General features: G+C 64.4%; 16 protein-coding genes. 3 read left to right on the forward strand and 13 right to left on the reverse strand.

The window, feature by feature from the left end; all coding sequences use genetic code 11:
• Positions 1–27 precede the first annotated feature (27 nt).
• Together J8I87_RS15565 and J8I87_RS15570 are read right to left on the reverse strand one after the other, a co-directional pair.
• Positions 28–1,671, reverse strand: coding sequence for a DHA2 family efflux MFS transporter permease subunit (locus J8I87_RS15565; protein WP_245253961.1), 1,644 nt, complete (start codon positions 1,669–1,671; stop codon positions 28–30).
• 153 nt (positions 1,672–1,824) lie between these two features.
• A complete protein-coding gene (locus J8I87_RS15570) occupies positions 1,825–2,346 on the reverse strand; it encodes a MarR family winged helix-turn-helix transcriptional regulator (RefSeq protein WP_209932348.1) in 522 nt (173 codons plus the stop codon).
• A 255-nt stretch (positions 2,347–2,601) separates the two neighbouring features.
• Between J8I87_RS15570 and J8I87_RS15575 the strand changes: the two genes are divergently transcribed.
• Positions 2,602–2,967, forward strand: a complete 366-nt coding sequence (locus tag J8I87_RS15575; protein ID WP_209932349.1) for a hypothetical protein — start codon at positions 2,602–2,604, stop codon at positions 2,965–2,967.
• Positions 2,968–3,236: 269 nt separating this feature from the next.
• The gene (locus J8I87_RS15580; protein WP_209932350.1) at positions 3,237–4,838 is read left to right on the forward strand and encodes an efflux transporter outer membrane subunit; all 1,602 of its coding nucleotides are present in this window, start codon (positions 3,237–3,239) and stop codon (positions 4,836–4,838) included.
• Between the two features lie 81 nt (positions 4,839–4,919).
• On the opposite strand, the gene J8I87_RS15585 is transcribed toward J8I87_RS15580, so the two are convergent.
• Genes J8I87_RS15585 through gspG form a run of 8 tightly spaced genes read right to left on the reverse strand, consistent with a single transcriptional unit; the run spans position 4,920 to position 10,987 of the window.
• A complete protein-coding gene (locus J8I87_RS15585) occupies positions 4,920–5,699 on the reverse strand; it encodes a type II secretion system protein N (protein ID WP_209932351.1) in 780 nt (259 codons plus the stop codon).
• 22 nt (positions 5,700–5,721) lie between these two features.
• Positions 5,722–6,225 carry a type II secretion system protein M gene (locus J8I87_RS15590; protein WP_209932352.1) on the reverse strand — a complete coding sequence of 168 codons (504 nt, stop codon included), beginning with the start codon at positions 6,223–6,225 and terminating at the stop codon, positions 5,722–5,724.
• Complete coding sequence (gene gspL, locus J8I87_RS15595; protein ID WP_209932353.1) at positions 6,222–7,604, reverse strand: type II secretion system protein GspL; 1,383 nt, start codon at positions 7,602–7,604, stop codon at positions 6,222–6,224. The genes J8I87_RS15590 and gspL overlap by 4 nt, the downstream gene beginning before the upstream one ends.
• A 28-nt stretch (positions 7,605–7,632) precedes the next feature.
• On the reverse strand, positions 7,633–8,724 hold the full coding sequence (gene gspK / locus J8I87_RS15600; protein ID WP_209932354.1) for a type II secretion system minor pseudopilin GspK: 1,092 nt from the start codon (positions 8,722–8,724) through the stop codon (positions 7,633–7,635).
• Positions 8,725–8,731: 7 nt separating this feature from the next.
• A complete protein-coding gene (locus J8I87_RS15605; protein ID WP_209932355.1) occupies positions 8,732–9,475 on the reverse strand; it encodes a prepilin-type N-terminal cleavage/methylation domain-containing protein in 744 nt (247 codons plus the stop codon).
• On the reverse strand, positions 9,453–9,827 hold the full coding sequence (gene gspI, locus J8I87_RS15610) for a type II secretion system minor pseudopilin GspI (protein WP_209932467.1): 375 nt from the start codon (positions 9,825–9,827) through the stop codon (positions 9,453–9,455). Before gspI ends, J8I87_RS15605 begins: the two co-directional genes overlap by 23 nt.
• 56 nt (positions 9,828–9,883) lie before the next feature.
• Positions 9,884–10,453, reverse strand: coding sequence for a GspH/FimT family pseudopilin (locus tag J8I87_RS15615; RefSeq protein WP_245253962.1), 570 nt, complete (start codon positions 10,451–10,453; stop codon positions 9,884–9,886).
• A gap of 57 nt (positions 10,454–10,510) precedes the next feature.
• Positions 10,511–10,987, reverse strand: coding sequence for a type II secretion system major pseudopilin GspG (gene gspG, locus J8I87_RS15620; RefSeq protein ID WP_409518761.1), 477 nt, complete (start codon positions 10,985–10,987; stop codon positions 10,511–10,513).
• A gap of 159 nt (positions 10,988–11,146) precedes the next feature.
• On the opposite strand from gspG, the gene J8I87_RS15625 reads away from it, so the two are divergent.
• Positions 11,147–11,560, forward strand: coding sequence for a type II secretion system protein N (locus J8I87_RS15625; protein ID WP_209932358.1), 414 nt, complete (start codon positions 11,147–11,149; stop codon positions 11,558–11,560).
• Between the two features lie 90 nt (positions 11,561–11,650).
• On the opposite strand, the gene gspF is transcribed toward J8I87_RS15625, so the two are convergent.
• The 3 genes from gspF to gspD all read right to left on the reverse strand — a co-directional run bounded on the left by gspF (position 11,651) and on the right by gspD (position 16,846).
• Positions 11,651–12,868 carry a type II secretion system inner membrane protein GspF gene (gene gspF / locus J8I87_RS15630; protein ID WP_209932359.1) on the reverse strand — a complete coding sequence of 406 codons (1,218 nt, stop codon included), beginning with the start codon at positions 12,866–12,868 and terminating at the stop codon, positions 11,651–11,653.
• Between the two features lie 4 nt (positions 12,869–12,872).
• A complete protein-coding gene (gspE, locus tag J8I87_RS15635) occupies positions 12,873–14,342 on the reverse strand; it encodes a type II secretion system ATPase GspE (protein WP_209932468.1) in 1,470 nt (489 codons plus the stop codon).
• A gap of 98 nt (positions 14,343–14,440) precedes the next feature.
• A complete protein-coding gene (gene gspD / locus J8I87_RS15640) occupies positions 14,441–16,846 on the reverse strand; it encodes a type II secretion system secretin GspD (RefSeq protein WP_209932360.1) in 2,406 nt (801 codons plus the stop codon).
• Between the last annotated feature and the right edge of the window lie 207 nt (positions 16,847–17,053).

Here is a 17,053-nt window from a genome sequence, read left to right on the forward strand (position 1 = left end):
CGAAGCTCCCAACCGGCGGCGGCGGTGTCAATGTCCCATTGACGCCGCCGCTCCTTTTTTGGGCTTCGTAATCCACACGAGACACGCGAGCACGATGAAGCACGCGCATGAGATCCGGAAGAAGTCGTTGGTCGCCATCATGTAGCCCTGTTGCGTGACGATCTCATTCAACTGGGCGGTCACCGCCTGTCCGTTGAAACCCAACGACGTCAGCTGAACGGTATAAGAGGTCGTATTCGCCGAATAGGCGCTTACCGATTCGGTCAGCAGCGCATGGTGATAAATCGCGTCGTTTTCCCAAAATGTCGTGCTAATCGCCGTACCAATCGCGCCCGATAGCGTCCGCAGGAAATTCGACAGTCCCGACGCGCTCGCGAGCCGCTCGTCGGCGACGCTGGATAGCGTGATCGTCGTCATTGGCACGAAGAAGCACGCAACGCCGATCCCCTGCACGAGCCGCGGCAGGATCACCTGATTGAACGGCGCATCGAGCGTAAACGTCGAGTTCCACAGCGACACGAACGCGAAGACCACGAACGCGAAACTCGCGACCAACCGCAAATTCAGGCGATGCATGTTGCGGCCGATCATCGGCGACAGCACAAGTGCGAGCAAGCCGACGGGCGCCGTCGCGAGTCCGGCGAGTCCGGCTGTGTATCCCATGACGGTCTGCAGCCAAAGCGGGAAGATCACCACCGAGCCGAAAAACGCCATGAAACCAAACGAGATAATCAGCGCGCCGAGTGCGAAATTGCGGTCCTTGAAGAGCGACAAATCAACGACAGGCTCTTTCTCCGTCATCTCCCACACGAGCATGAAGGCGAGCGACGTCACCGCGATGATCGAGAGCGCGACAATGAACGTGGAATTGAACCAGTCGTGATCTTTGCCCAGGTCGAGCATCATCTGCAGACACGACACGCCGATCACGAGCAGGCCGAGGCCGACGCCGTCGATGCGCTGCTTCGTCGTCGGTGTTTCGCGCCCGCGCAGCAGGAAGTACGCGCATGCAGCCGAAAACAGGCCAATGGGCAGATTGATATAGAAGATCCACGGCCAAGTGTAGTTGTCGGTGATCCAGCCGCCCATCACGGGCCCGAAGATCGGTGCGACGATCACCGTCATCGCCCATAAGCCGAGCGCGAGCCCGCGCTTCTCAAGCGGATAGGAGCGCATCAGAATCGTCTGCGACAGTGGCACCATCGGCCCGGACACGAGACCTTGCAGCAGACGGAACGCGATCAGCGATTCGAAGTTCTGCGCAAAGCCGCATGCCGCGGACGCCAGCGTGAACAGCAGCACCGACAACGTGAACAGCCGGACTTCGCCCACCCGTCGCGCGAGCCATCCAGTCAACGGCACGGCGATCGCGGATGCCACCGAATACGACGAGATCACCCATGTGCCCTCGCTTGTCGCGACGCCGAGACTGCCGGAGATCGTCGGCACGGCGACATTGGCAATCGACGTGTCGAGGACTTCCATGAAGGTGCCCAAAGCAAGCCCCACCGTCAGAAGCGCAAGCGTGCCGCCAGCGAGCGGAGCAGGGACGGTGGGCTTCGGGGAAACAGGGGCGCCGGGCGGAGCTGAACCGGGCGCCGATCGATCCGACAGATCGGAAATCGGCCAGTCGGCCGTCGTATCGGCAGAAGCGGAAGCCGAGGCGGTCATTCGTGTCTCCTGTGAATCATGGCAAGAACTTGACCTGACACGAAAATGCCCGACGCACATGGCGTAATTTTCATGTCTTGACACTTTCTGCCCAGACAGATAGTTTTTAAAAAAAATGGCGCCAGTTCGCGCGGCCGCCTTAGCGCTCGCCGTTCACGCGGACGGCCTGTCCTCTTCGTCTTCCCCAGCGCCGCCAGCGGCGCATCCATCAGCCTCGGCGCCCGCGTCGATGCCATTTGCAATGAATCGGCTCAGCAGATCGATCAGCGTCGCCAGATCCGCGTCGGAAAAACCGCGCAGTTGCTCGTTGAGCACGGCGGCGCCGATTTGCGGCAACTGCGACGCCGCCTCTTGGCCCTGCAGCGTCAATTCCAGTTTCACGATGCGCCGGTCCCTGTCGCTGCGCGATCGCGCGATCAACCCCTTCTTTTCGAGGCGATCGAGCATCCGCGTCATCGATCCGCTGTCATAGGACATCACCCGCGACAATTCGAACGGCGTTGTCGCCCGGCCGCACGACAGCAACAGGATCACGCCGATCTGCTGCGTGGTCAGCCCCAGATGCGCGACCGCGCGGTCCGTGCGATCGACCAGCACGTTGCGCGCTTTGGTCAGGAAATAGCCAAGACTCGATTCGAGGTGAATCGACTCCGGCTGATAAGGACCGTGCGTCATAAAAGCTCTTTCGTAAGTTGCCTATCGGCGGAGATCGGGACAATGCCGAAAATTTTATCTGCCCAGGCAGCGAACCGGTCGGGAATTCAATCCAAAAACAACGAATGACCATGCTGCGATGCACAGTATGTTGAAAATTGATTGCATAGTCAATATTATGGCAAGCAACGAATTACCCGATCCGCGTCATCGGAGACCATGTTCTGACCGCACTTGCGTGCGCCTTCCTTTACCGGCGCACAGAGGATTTCCGCGATGCTGTACCTCAAAAACACCCTTGGCGGCTGGGGCCGCTCATTGACCGATTCCGCGCTTCAAACTTTCCAGGGAGCCAACCGCTGGTGGAAAGTGGCTCTGTACGCGGTAATTTTCGTCCTGCCGGGCGGGTCTCTCGGGGTGTTGCTCTTCGCGTGGTTCGAACATCGGCGCTCGCCTGGCGCCCAAAAGCGCGCCGTCAGGCCGATCGCGCTGCTTGCATCCCCGCTCAAGGCCCGCTTGACGGGCAACCACCAGACGATCGCGCCTGCCGCGACGGTCTGCCAGACCCGCCCCGACGCGCCGGCATGCCGCGCCGCCGCCGGCAAACAGGCGCGGCAGACGACAGCGGACCCGCGCGTCTGAACCCATCCCAGGCGCTACGTGACGAAGGCTGCCCTGGCAGGCGGCCCTTTTCCGTGCGTGAAGCGCCGTAACAGCACGTAACCGTCGATATACCGTCGGTAACACACACGGAGCGTGCGCGGCATTAACCTTCTGTTTTCGTCGCCGGCCGCCGTGTCAGCTACCATTCGAGCGATCGCGAATCCGCGCCGGGCACCGCGTGAGCGGCCGCTCCGCGATCGCCTCGCCTGTGCGCATCGCGCCATCCGAATCGACAGGAATTCATTTGCATGCAGTTTGATCGAACTTCGCGCGCACCTGCCGCTGTCGCGAACGTCGCGGGGCCACGCGTCCTGACCATTGCCGCTGCCGCTGCGCTCGCCGTCGCTCTTGCCGGTTGCGCGGTCGGCCCCGACTACAAGCGGCCGTCGGTCGAGGTTCCCGCTTCGTACAAGGAAGCCGCCGAAGGCTGGAAGGTCGCGCAGCCCGCCGACCAGCAGGACCGTGGCGCATGGTGGACCATCTATAACGACCCGCAGCTGAATGCGCTCGAAGACAAGCTGAACGCGTCGAACCAGAGCATCGCGCAGTTCGCCGCCGCATACCGGCAGGCACGCGCGCTCGTCAGCGAGGCGCGCGCAGCCTATTTCCCGGTGATCAGCGCATCGGCGGATGCTTCGCGCTCGCGCACGCCGAGCCGCAGTTTCAACGGATCAGTGACGGGAGGCGGGGGCGGGACCACTTCGTCGCTGAGCAGCTCCGGCTCGATCAGCAACAGCTACAGCCTGTCGCTCGACGCCACCTGGGAACCCGACCTCTGGGGCAAGGTGAGCCGCACCGTCGCGGGACAAAAGGCGGGCCAACAAAGCGCCGCCGCCGATCTGGCGAACGCGCGCCTTTCCGCTCAGGCGACGCTCGCGCAAACCTACTTCAATACCCGTTCGCTCGACGCGCAGCAGAAATTGCTCGACGACACCGTCGCCGCATACCAGCGCTCGCTCACGCTCACGCAGAACCGTTATGCGCAGGGTGTCGCGGCGCGCTCCGACGTGATTCAGGCGCAAACGCAGCTGCAATCGGCGCAGGCCGCGGCAATCGACAACGGCGTCGCGCGCGCGCAGAACGAGCACGCGATCGCCGTGCTGGTCGGCGAGCCCGCCTCGACGTTCGCGCTGCCGCCCGCGCCGCTCGACGCCTTGCCGCCCGCCGTGCCCGCGCAATTGCCGTCCGCGCTGCTCGAGCGGCGGCCGGATATCGCGTCGGCGGAACGCAGGGCCGCGGCGGCAAACGAGCAGATCGGCGTCGCGATTTCGGCGTTCTTTCCGACGCTGACGCTGTCGGCGAGCGGCGGCTTCGAAAGCTCGGTGTTCTCGCAATTGCTGCAGATGCCGTCGCGCTTCTGGACGCTCGGCCCGCAGCTCGCGACGACCATTTTCGACGCGGGCCTGCGCCACGCGCAGACGGAAGCCGCGCGCGCCGCATATGATCAGGACGTCGCCACCTATCGGCTGACGGTGCTGACGGCGTTCCAGGATGTCGAAGACAACCTCGCGTCGCTGCGCATTCTCGAGCAGGAAATCACGGTTCAGGAACAGGCCGTGCAGTCCGCACAGCAGGCGCTCGATATCGTGACGAACCAGTACAAGTCCGGCACGGTCGGCTATCTGAACGTGCTGACGGCGCAAACCACCGCGTTCACGGCCGAGCAGAAGCTCGCGAGCATCGCCGGTCAGCGGATGGTTTCGTCAGTGGGTCTCGTCAAGGCATTGGGCGGTGGCTGGGAAGTGTCGCAGATGGACCGCGAAACGGGCGATGTCGCCGCGCCAGCGCCCGCTTCCGCGCCTGCGGCTCCCACTACGCCCGTCGCCGGAGCGCCAGCATCAGCCGGCTAGACGTCGCCACGTACGAACCAGGAATGCAGACGGCCGCGATGCGCGACCATGGCGGCATTCCGTTTTTGCCCGCGAGGCAGGTCAGCGGGCGAAACCCAGCGCGACCTGTCCGCGGCCCGTCGGACGCCCGAGCAGATTCAGCAGCCCGGCCAGATTGTCGGCGGCTTCGGGTGCCGAGCTCGCGGTGCCGGCGAACGATGTCGAGCTTTGGCTGAGCGTGCCATGGCCGTTCAGCAGCAGCGGCCCCTTCGTCGTCGACAAATCGAGCGTGCCCGCAGCGCCTTCCGCCTGGAACACCACGCGATAAGACCCGAGCGGCTTCACCCGTGAAACGCGCGAACTCATGTCGTTCAGCGTCACGATCAGCTGACCGAAAGCCTGTCGATTGAAGGTGCGCCAGTCGGTCCAGTTGAGCCGCACGTCGCCCTGGAGATCGAGCGTGTTGAACGGCGCGCCCAATCCCGCGAGCAATGCGGCCGGCACGGTCAGGCTGCCGCTCGACATCGTCGCGCTGCGCAGCGTCGCGTCGACGGTAATGGGGTTGGGCATCGCATCGCTTTGCTGCATCTGCATGCGCACGCGGCCCGTGAACAGCGCCCAGAACGACGTGTGCCATTCGATCCGCCCCGGCAGCAGCGTCGCTGATTCGGCGTCGGGCCCGGCGGCGAGCATCAGCGACGCCGAGCCATGCCACAGCGACCCCGACGGATCGACGAGATTGACGTGGCCTTGCGTGGCCTTCGCGAACTGCGGCGTGATCCACGCGGCGGGCGCCGCCACGAGGAGCACCACGACGTTCGCGATCAGCGCGACGACGATCCAGGGCAGCGCGGCGCGCAATCGCCGCATCCAGAATCTCATGCGTGGTCCTGTGGCAGCGCCGTCATTTGATCGTTGCGGGTTGCAGCGACGCCGTCAGATCGACCTGGCCGTCCTGCTTCAACGCGGTGACATGCGCCTCGGCGACCTGCACCTTGAACTGCTTGCGTGCGTCGTCGAGCCAGTCCGTCCATGCGGGAAACGACGCGTTCTTCAACTGGATCTGCACCGCGTTGCCGATCACCTGGACCTGCGTCGCCGCAAGACCGTGATCGCCAAGCGAGGACGTCAGCGCGTCCTTCAGCGCGCCGCCCGTCGGCGCGACGCCTTGGGCCGCCCCGGACAGCGAGCGCGCTTCGTTCGCCTGCGCGGTCATTTGCGCGAGCTGGCGCTGCAGCGCCGGAATCGATTCACGCAGCCGCGCGCGGCCTTCCTGCGCGGGCGCCCACAGAACCGACCACACGACTGCGACGGCCACGGCCACGCCGCCCCATGTCAGGATTCCTCTCTCGCGCGGCGTGCGCGCTTCCCAGAAGCCGGCCCAGGTATTCAAGAGTTCAGCTTTCATTGTCCGTTCCTGATGGTCCATTTGCCGGTATTGCTGTCGATCGAGCCCTTCAGGCCGCTGCGCGTCAGACGCTGCTGGAAATCGGGATCGACCTTGACCTCCGGCTTGAACGTCACGTCGAGCCGCCGGTCGTGATAGTCGAGCGCGGCAATGCCGTTGACGGGCACGGGCCCGAGCGAACGTGCAAGCGCATCGGCCAGCGACAGAAAGTCGTCCGGCGACAGCTCGCCCGCCGCGACGCGCAATTGCTGCAATTGACGCGCCATCTGATCGGGCGCGTCGAGCACGACGGTCGTCTTCGGAAACGTGTTGAGCAGCAGCTCCGTCATTTGCGCGCTGATCGCGTCACGCTGGCGCGACAGCATCAGCCATTGCACATTCGCGCCGATGATCGCGACGAGCACCGTCCCCGCCAGCAGCCACAACGGCAGGCGCAGACGTCGCAGCGTCGCGCGATCGAGTCGCCACGGCTGCACCGCGAACTCGAACTGGCATAGATCGAAGCGGCAGTCGATGGCGTTGCGCGCGAGCGTCTCGAACGACATCGGCAGCGCGCCGCTGATCGGCGACGCGCGACCCGATGGCGCGGTCGATGCAAGGCGCGGCTCGCTGCCGGGCAGATCGACGAGCGTGTAGAGCGTGACAGGCGCGTGGCCCGCGAGCGCCGCCACCGTCATGTTGACGTCCGTCGCGGGAACGGCGATCCCTTCGCCGAGCGGACCGCGCAAGAGCGCGAGTTCGACGCGAGGCGGGGCTGTATTGGCGATGGCGTCCTCACCGAGCACCGCGGCCGTCGAAGACACGACGTTGCCGAGCACGGCCGCAACGATCGGCGTGACGTCCTCGCCGAAATGGTCGCGCGGCGGCGCCGTATCGTCATCCGCGGCGCCCGCTGCGACGGCTTGTTCCGCACGCGCCGGCGCTGCTGCGGCGGCGACGGGCCGCGGCAGGCAACGCGCGACGGGCACCGCCTTCACATTGCGATGACCGGCCGCCGCAAAGGTCTCGACGATATAGCGGAACCAGCCGCGATCGACGATCGCGAGCACGTGGCGATTGCCGTCGATCGGTTGCGGATCGAGCGCGATATGGGTCGTCTGCGCGTCCTGAATCAGTTGATCCTCGACGACATTCGGCAATGCCTGGCGCAAGCGCGGGCCCTTCAGCGGCGGCACGGCGGCGGCGAGCATTAGACAGTCGCGCGCGGCGACCATCAGCACCGTCGAGCCTGCGCGCGGCAACAGACCGGGCGCCGACTGACCTGCGCGCTGTATGCGCCCCGCTTTGTCGAGCAGCAGAAACGGCAATTCCGGCAGTTGCCATTCCTGCGACGGCACCGCCGGGTCACGCGGCGGCAGAAGAACGATCAGCGTGCTCAAAGGCCACTCTCTCGGGAAATTGCATTGTTCATGGTTGATCTCGTCCCCATACGACACGCGTGATATGCGTCTGCACGTCACGGTAGACGAGGGTGGTGCGATCGACTTCGGCACGCTCGTGCTCGACACGGCCATGCACTAGAAAGTAGCTCGTATTGACGTCGAGTTCGTTCGGATCGAACGAGGTTTGCTGTACGCCCGCGCCGCGCAACGCCAGTTGCACATCGCTGATGTTGTGGAAGAACACCGTCTCGCGCCGCGCGACGAACGCCTGCGCATTCGACAGATTCATGCCGGGCACGACGGCCGCGACCACCTCGGCGGGTGCGGTATTCATGTTGACGGCCGTTGCCGTCGGCAGCACGGTTACGAACGGACGCAGCCGCGCGACCATGTCCGGCGTAAAGCCGGGCACGTCGAGCAGCGAATCGACGCCCGTCATCTGAAGCGGCGCGACGCCGGCGGTTTTGTCGGCGTCCCCGAGACCGGCCTTGTCCGCGTTGCCGCCGCCTACGGCGCCCTGGAGCTGGGCCGGATCGACATTTCCAGGCGTCTCGGAACTCTGAAAGCGGGTTGCCGACTGCCGAAGCCCGGCGCGCATCTGAATTGCGGTAGTTTTCGCAAGCTGACTATTGATCCCAAGCGTCTGGAGCAGGCGCTGAAACGCCAGGATCTGGTCGGCATTCAACGTGAGGGCGCCCGGCACGGGCGACGACACGAGATTGCGCAGATTGAACTTGGCCTGAGCGTCCTCGATGGAGCCGGAGATATAGGTCGCGGCGGCTTGCTGCGCGCGCACTTCGCCAATTTGGCCGAGAAAATCCGACAAACGCGTCCGCGCGATGGGAACGCCCCACACGCCGCCAAGATAGGTGATGCCGGCCGACGTATCGCCTTCGGAGCGAAGAATGAGGCGCGTCCAGTCGAGCGCGCCGCGCGAGACCCACTGCGCCTGCGCAAGCAGCCGCTGGTTCTCGATGCGCCGGATCTGCACCTGCTGCCGCCAGAGCATGCCGGAAACGAGGATGGCCGACAGCGCGACAACCAGCAATGCGCTGATGATGGCCGCCCCGCGTTGTTGCGCAGCAGGTTTCGAACGGGCAGAGCGAACGCACTTCATGAAAAAATCACTCCCCTACGAGAAAAACCCGCGTAATCGGCCGGGCCAGCGACGTCGCGCCGACACTGACTTCGACCCCCGTCACGGACCTCGGCAACGGCGCATTCCCAAGCTGAGGGACTTTCAGATTATTGTCGTTTTCGGTGATGGCCGACTGCACGTCTTTCATCTGCGTCGTCCAGCCGACTTTCGGCACATACATTCTGGCCGAGATTGCGCCGACGCCGCCCATCAACGGCACCGACCCCCAGTTCTCATTCTCGCCGCCGCCGAGCGCGCGCCGCACTTCGCCGACATTTCCGAGCGGCGGCGACGCATAGCGAATGATGCGCCCATTGGTGATCCGATACCGCACCACCACCAGCCGGGGCGCCACGCCAGGCGTTCGCGCGTACCGCACGATCTGCAATGTGTTGCTTTGCACGCCCACGGCCGGCTCGCCGACTTCGTCATCGGATGCCGCGTTGCGCACGTCGATGCGCATCTGATCGAACAGTTGCGCGAACACGCGCTCGTCTTCCATTGCGTTCGTGATCGTCTGCCGGCCGCGAATGATCTGATCCAGACCGCGCCATGACAGCACCGCGATCACAGCCAGAATCGCAATCGCAACGAGCAGTTCGATCAGCGTGAAGCCGCCCGCCGTCTTCCTCATCGACAAGGGAGCGCGACGCGCGCGCAGCCCATCGGGCTCGGAGCGGGACTCACAGCGGGACTCCCCGCGGGGCTCAGAGCGACCGGTTCGTTTCATTCGCGATCACCGTCACCAATTGCGCAAGATTGCCCGGCCGTCCGGGCATCTTCACCGACACCTCGACGCGCCGAAACACCGGGTTCGGCGTCGCGCTCACGGTTTCCGAGCAAATCAGCTGCAGGTTGCCCTGCGAACAATCGAAACTTTGCGTGCCAACGTCCGGCCACTTGCGCGTCAGATGCAATTGCGCGAGCGCGTTGTCCGCGCTCCAGCCGGCGAGCAGCCGCCGATGCAGATCCGCCTCGCCCGTCGCGAGACTGCCGACGGCCCGCAGCGACGCGGCTAGCGCCACTGCGATGATCGCCAGCGCGACGAGCACTTCGATCATCGTGAAGCCATCGGCGTTCATACGATTCGGATTGCCGGTTCCACGGCCCGAGCGGCGAAGGCGAAGCGCGCGTGTCATCAGCGGACCTCGTAACGGCCGTTGCCCGTGCCGACGATCGTCACATGGCCCGCGGCGGAAAACAGCGTGATCTTCACGGGCGTATCGATACTCTCGGTACCGAACACGATGCGGTCCGAATGCGTATCCGAACCGGGGTAGTCGATCGTCACGCCCGTCACGCCGCCTTCCCAGTGGCGCGGCCCGAGCAGATCGTCACGCAAAGGACGCCAGCCGTCGTTCGTGCGGATATCGAAACGAAAGCCGCCTTCGAGCGGCAGCCACGAAATCGGGCGCGCGCGCACCTGCGCCTCGTCGCCCGCCGACTCGAACAGCAGCGCAAGACGCTGCGCCTCTTCGTTCAGATCCGTGCGCGGATTGCGGTTCAGCGTCAGCGACGCCAGCGACACCAGCAAGCCCGCAATCACCAGCACCACCAGCATTTCGAGCAGCGTGAAGCCGCGCTGCCGCCTGAGTGCGCCCGCGCGCCGCGCATGCCCCGTCGAGCCGCCGACGGCGACGACACCGTCAGCGTCATCGACGTTCAGGACCGCGCGCGAAGCACGAGGCAAGCAGTCGGACAATCGCATGATGACGCCGCTGACGATCGATCTAAACATCCAAAGCGCGGCAACGAGCAACGCTGCTCATTGCCACGAGCCGACATCGGAATCGTTGCCTTCTCCGCCCGCCTTGCCGTCCGCGCCATAGCTGAACACGTCGATCTCGCCGTGCACGCCCGGATTCAGGTATTGATACTGGTTGCCCCAAGGATCGTTAGGCAAACGTTCCAGATAGCCGCCGTCCTTCCAGTTGTTCGGCACCGGGTCCGTGCTCGGCTTTTCGATCAGCGCGCGCAGGCCTTGCTCCTGGGTCGGATAGCGGCCGTTGTCGAGACGGTAGAGCTTGAGCGACTGCATGATGGTGCCGATGTCCTGTTTCGCGGCCACGCGGCGCGCTTCGTCCGGACGGCTCATGATCTTCGGCACGATCAGCGCGGCCAGAATGCCGAGAATCGCGATCACGACCATGATTTCGATCAGCGTGAACCCGCGTTGACGACGGGCGCGCGGGTTCGCGCGCATGACCGCGGTTTCGTTTCGGCGACTGATCCACATTTGCATAACTTGCTACCTCTCTTTGAAAAAATGGTCGATCGACCGGACATCGCGGCACGCGTCGAAACAAACGCAGCACGCCGCAGGTCCGGTCGGTCATTTTAATGTCATCCAGTGAAGGCCCTGGACAGGCCGCAAATTCCCAATAGTCCGTACAATGACAGCATGAACGCACTCCAGATCCGACTGATTTCGCTCACGCTCTTCGCCGTGTTCTGCGCGACGCTCACTTACTGGATCGTCGCGCTCACGTCGCATTCCGGCGCGCCCGTAGCCGCCGCGGCCGTGCGGGGGCCCGTTTCGACGGAACTGGCAGGGACGCTGTTCGGCGGCCAGCTGACGCGCAACGCGAATCAGGACGTGCGGCTGTTCGGCATTCTCGCGCTGCGCGAAGGCGCCGCCGCGATCGTCAGCACGGGCGGCGAGCCGCCCCGCACGGTGTCGCTGGGCGGCACGATCATGCAAGGCACCAAGCTCTCCGAAGTACGCCCGCGCTCGATCATCCTCGACCGCAACGGCGCGCATTCCGAAGTGACCCTTCCCGCCAACGCGCCCGGCCCAACCATCTACGTGCGCTGAGTTCATTTTCCGCCGCGCCGGCGCACCGTCCAGGCCGCGACGGCACGCACGAACCTTTCGCGGCGTGACATCTCGCCGCCACCGCTACGGCTATTGCACCAGGTTGTTCAACTCGATGATCGGCAGCATCACGGCGAGCACGATCACCAGCACCACGCCGCCCATCGCGAGGATCAGCAGCGGCTCGAGCAGGCTCGTCAGAAACATCGTCCGCCGTTCGAGTTCGCGTGCTTCGCCGTCCGCCGCACGATCGAGCATCGTCGTCACGTCGCCCGTCGCTTCGCCGGACCGGATCAGGTGCACGAGCACGGGCGGAAACGTTTTCGTGTTGCCGAGCGCGCGCGACAGTGACGTGCCTTCCCGCACGCGCACGATGGCATCGTCGATATTGCCGCGCATCGCGACATTGCTGAGCGTTTCGCTGGCGGCCTGCAACGCGCGCAGGATCGGCACGCCCGCCGCCGTCAAAATTCCGAGTGTGCTCGCGAAACGCACCGTGTTGTAGCCGCGCACGAGCTTGCCGAAGAGCGGGGCGGTCAGCGTCCAGCGATCGAACGCGAGGCGCGGCCCCGGTTGCGCAAGTACCGAACGCGCCACGTAAATCAGGATTGCGAGCGCGATCAGCACCGCCCACCACCAGTTCCGCACGAAAGCGGACAGCGCCATCATCATGATCGTCAGAAATGGCAGTTGCTGCTTCGTGCTCGCGAACACATTGACGACCTGCGGCACCACATAGCTCAACAGGAACGTGACGATGCCGAGCGCGATGATCGTCACGATGGTCGGATACGTGAACGCGAGAATGATCTTCTGCTTGAGCGCGTTGCGCTGCTCGATATAGTCGGCAAGGCGCGACAGCACGAGCCCGAGCTTGCCCGTGTGCTCGCCTGCCGCGACGAGCGCGCGATAGATCTCGGGAAAATCCTTCGGATGCTGTGACAGCGCGTTCGCAAGCGAATGCCCGCCCAGCACTTCCGCGCGGATCGCGGCCATCAGTTCGCGGATGTAGTCGCGCTCCGACTGTTCCGTCAGCACGGCGAGCGCTTCGTCGAGCGGCAGGCCCGCGATCAGCAGGCTTGCGAGCTGGCGCGTGAGAATCGCCTGTTCGCGTTGCGACAGCTTGCGTCCGAGCGACAGACGCTGGCTGCGCTCGCCGCGCGTGCGCGTCGCCGCCGGTTCGACGACCAGTGGCGTAAGGCCTTGCGTGCGCAACTGCGAGCGTGCGCCGCGCGCGCTGTCGGCGTCGAGCACGCCTTTTTGCGCCTTGCCCGCGGCGTCGATTGCTTCGAAACGGAATGCCGGCATGCGCTCAGACCCCGCCCGTCACGCGTATCACTTCTTCGAGCGATGTCATCCCAGACGCGATCCAGCGCTCGCCGTCCTCGCGCAGCGTGCGCATGCCCCGCTTGCGGCCGGCGTCGAGAATCTCGGCGTCGGCTGCATTGCGGTGGATCAGTGTGCGGATCGACTCGTCGACAGTGAGCAGCTCATACACGCCGCGTCGTCCCGCATAGCCCGAAAAACCGCATTTGTCGCAGCCGACCGGGTGCCAGTGCTTGTGTCCGTCCTCATCGCGCTCTTCCCTGCACACGGGGCACAGACGCCGCACGAGGCGCTGCGCCAGCACGCCGAGCAGCGACGACGCGAGCAGATAGGGCTCGACACCCATATCCGTGAGACGCGTGACGGCGGATGCGGCGTCGTTGGTGTGCAGCGTCGCGAGAACCAGGTGGCCCGTGAGCGACGCCTGCACCGCGATCTGCGCCGTTTCGAGGTCGCGGATCTCACCGATCATGATGATGTCCGGGTCCTGACGCAAGATGGAGCGCAGCGCGCGCGCAAACGACATGCCGATCCGCTCGTTGACCTGCGTCTGGCCGATGCCGGCCAGATCGTATTCGATCGGGTCTTCGACGGTCATGATGTTCGTCGTCGCCGTTTCGAGGCGTGACATCGACGCGTAGAGCGTCGTCGTCTTGCCGGAACCCGTCGGCCCCGTGACGAGCACGATGCCGTGCGGACGCGATATCAGCTTGTCGAATTGCACGAGCGTGTCGGGCGCCATGCCGAGCGCTTCGAGATTCAGGCGCGTCGCGTCTTTTTCCAGCAGACGCAGCACGGCGCGTTCGCCGTGGCCTGTCGGCAGGGTGGAAACGCGCACGTCGACGGGTCGTCCGCCGACGCGCAGCGTGATGCGGCCATCTTGCGGCAGACGCTTCTCGGCGATATCGAGCTGCGCCATGATCTTGATCCGCGAAATCAGCGCACCGTGCAGCGCCTTCTTTGGCCGCACGACATCACGCAGCGTGCCGTCGACGCGAAAACGCACCACGGATGCATTCTCGAACGGCTCGATGTGAATATCCGATGCCTGTTCGCGCGCGGCCTGTGTGAGCAGCGCGTTGATCATGCGGATGATCGGCGCGTCGTCTTCCGACTCCAGCAGATCTTCCACTTCGGGAATGTCCTGCATCAGACGCGACAGATCGACTTCGCCTTCCACTTCGCCGACCACCTGCGCCGCGCTGCCGTCCTGGCGCGCGTACGCGTGGTTGATCGCTTCCGCGAGTTCGTCAGCCTCCAGGCGCACGACCGACACCACGCCGAAATTGCGCGCAACCTCAGCAAGCGCGGCCTGGCTCGTGCGCTCGCTGATCCAGACTTCGATCGAATCGGCATGCTGGTGCGCGACGAGAATCTGGCCGCCCTTCGCAAAGCCGTACGGCACGAGCCGCGCAGCAAGCGGAGAGGGCGCATCGCGCCCCGCTGGAGCGGATATTTCCGGGGCTTCGCGCCCCGCTTGTACAGGTGTTTCCGGGGCTTCGCGCACGCCGTTCGTCGTGGCAGTGGCGTGCGGCCCGGAAAGCGGCGTCGTGCTCACGGCTTGGCTCCCGGCGATGCGGTACTGCCCGGAGGAGGTGCAGCACCTGTCGAGCCCGTTTGACCATTCGCGCCATTCACGCTGTTAGCGCCACCGGCGCCGTTCGCACCGGTTGTCCCGTTCATGCCGTTCTGATCGCTTGAGCCGACGGGCGCTTGCGGCTGACGCGTCATCTGGTTGAAATCGAACAGGTTCTGTGCGGGCACGCCGCCCTCGCTCGGCCCCGGCGGCGCGGGCGGCAGCATCGGAATGTCCTTGTCGCGGATCAGATGGTTATCGGTCTGGTAGCCGCCTTGCTCCGCGCGCAGATAGTCGTAGCGGCTCATCGCAATCGACGAGCTCGTCGCCTGGTCGCGCACGATCACAGGCCGCAGAAACACCATCACGTTGGTCTTCGTACGCGTCTTGTTTTCCGAGCGGAACAGCTGGCCGATCCACGGAATATCGCCGAGCAGCGGCACCTTGCTGTTGCCGTTCGAGTAATTGTCCTGCATCAGGCCGCCGAGCACGATGATTTCGCCATCGTCGGAAAGCACCGTTGACTGGACCGAACGCTTGATGATCGTCACGCCGCCTGGATTATTCGTCGAGGTTGGATCGACGGATGAGTCTTCCGAATAGATCTGCAGCTTGATGATGCCGCCATCGGTAATCTGCGGCTTCACGTGCAGCACGATACCGACGTCCTGACGGTCGAACGTGTTAAACGCGGTAACGGATGTCGCGGCGTTCGCAGTCGGCGTCGCGTAGGAGCCTGTCACGACAGGCACGTTGGAGCCGACGACGATCTTCGCTTCTTCGTTGTCGAGCGTGATCAGGTTAGGCGTCGACAGAATGTTCGCGTCGCTCGATTGCGACAGCGCCTGCAGCAGGCCGCCAAGACCAAGCACATTGCCGAAGCGGTGCAAAAGCCCGACGTTCAGCCCGCTGTTCAACAGATTCGTGCCTGTCGTCGCGAGCGCCGCGGCTGGGTTGTTCGCAATGATTGCGCCCGTCGCGGTCAGGTTGACGATGCCTTGGCTGCCGTTCGTCGGGAAGTTGGAACTGCCATAGAGACCGTTGTTGCGGCTGTCCGACAGCAGCGCGCCTTGCCACTGGATGCCGAGGTTCGCACTTGTCGTCGCCGAAAGTTCGACGATCAGCGCTTCGATATAGACCTGCGCGCGGCGCGAATCGAGCTGGTCGATCACGCTGCGAAGATTGCGGTAGACCGTGTCGGACGCGGTGATGATCAGCGAGTTCGTCGCTGCGTCGGCCTGGATCATGCCGCCCGGCTGCTCGCCTTCTTCACCCCCGCCTTCCTTTTCGCCGAGAAAGGCGGCGTTGTTGTTGCCCTGACCGCCATACGTGCCGCCGCCGCCCCCGCCGCCGCCCAGCGGATTGCTGCCCGACGACGATGACGAGCTGCCCAGCCCCGACGGCAATGGCGGGTTGCCCGAACCGCCCGTCGACTGGCTCGAGTTGTTCTGGTTGAACGCGTTCGCGGCGTTGCCGCCGGCGCTCGACGTCGAGGACGACTCGCCGCCGCCCTTGCCGAGCATGCCGCGCAGCGTCTTCGCGAGACGCACGGCGTCCGCGTTGCGCAACTGCACCACATGAATGTTGCCCGGCTGGCCGGTCGCGGCATCGAGCTGCTTCGCGAGCGACTTCGCGGCTGCGAGGCGCGCCGGGTTCGACGCGCGCAACAGCAGCGAATTGGTGCGCGGATCGGCCTGAACCGAAACCTTCAGCGTTGCATCCGTGTTGCCGATCGAGCCGGGGTCGAGCATTTTCGACATTTGTGTCGCGACGTCGATCGAGTTCGCATTCTTCAGAGGAACGACCTGCACCTGCTGGCCGGCCGCCGTATCGACGCCCGCGATGATCTGCGCGATGCGGCGCACGTTATCGGCATAGTCGGTGACGACGATCGTGTTGTTCGACGGATAGGCCGCGATCGTATTGTTCGGCGAGATGAGCGGACGCAGCACCGGCAGCAGGTTGTTCGCCGATTCGTTCTTCAGCTGAAAAACCTGCGTGACGACCTGATCGCCGCGCGCCTGGGGCGCGTTGCCGACATAGGTCGGCACGCCTTGCAGCTTCGCATCGGCTTCGGGCACCACCTTCAGTACACCGTGATCCTGCACGAGCGAAAAGCCCTGCATCCGCAGCGCGGACTGCAGCGTCTTGAGCGCCTGTTCTTCGGGAACGGGGTTCTCCGATACCAGGTTCAATTGCCCTTTCACACGGGGATCGACGATGATGGTTTTGCCCGTCGCCGCGCCAATCGCCCTGGCTACCTGGTCGATGTCGGCGTTGACGAAGTTGAGCGTCACCTGCGCGTGCGCACATTGCGCTGCGATCATGCCAGCGACCAGCAACCCCTTCGCGACGCGACGCAGAGCCATACGATTTCTTCTCATGAATGTGATTTCGAAGCCGACGTTGTGGTCCGTCGACGGTCATGCACAGCGAACGACCGGCCGACATCCAGTCGTCCCCGGTCAGACAAGTGCTCGCATGGCAGTCGTCTGCCAAGGATGCCTTGCCTCCCTGTAACCGAAAACAATGAACAGTAACAGTTTTTCGTGTCGTAAATGTCACAAAAGCGCCAGGTCACGTGAGATTCC

It is taken from the genome of Paraburkholderia sp. LEh10 (genome assembly GCF_017814945.1).
Lineage (GTDB): Bacteria > Pseudomonadota > Gammaproteobacteria > Burkholderiales > Burkholderiaceae > Paraburkholderia.